The sequence below is a fragment of the Agrobacterium sp. ST15.13.013 genome (assembly GCF_027956525.1).
Taxonomy (GTDB): Bacteria; Pseudomonadota; Alphaproteobacteria; order Rhizobiales; family Rhizobiaceae; genus Agrobacterium; species Agrobacterium salinitolerans.
The window spans coordinates 1-272 of sequence record NZ_JAQKGP010000142.1; the positions used below are offsets into that span (position 1 = coordinate 1).

The window sequence follows — 272 nt, forward strand, 5'->3', positions numbered from 1 at the left end:
CTTCGACTGATTGCCACCCTCTATCCAGAAACAATTCATCTGGTCGCCCGGAAAGATGCCGGGATCAAATCGGTGGCGGACCTTAAGGGCAAGCGGGTTTCTGTTGATGAGCCCGGTTCCGGCACGATCGTCGACGCCCGGATTGTTCTGGGGGCTTACGGTTTGAAGGAAAGCGACATCAAAGCCGAATACCTGAAGCCTGGCCCCGCTGGCGACCGCTTGCGGGACGGTGGACTGGACGCCTATTTCTTTGTCGGTGGCTATCCGACCGG

The 272-nt window shown here is 58.5% G+C and carries 1 protein-coding gene; it reads left to right on the forward strand.

Annotated features, from left to right (window positions below; all coding sequences use genetic code 11):
• On the forward strand, window positions 1-272 hold a 272-nt coding region (locus tag PL597_RS26270), incomplete at both ends, for a TAXI family TRAP transporter solute-binding subunit (protein ID WP_271366691.1).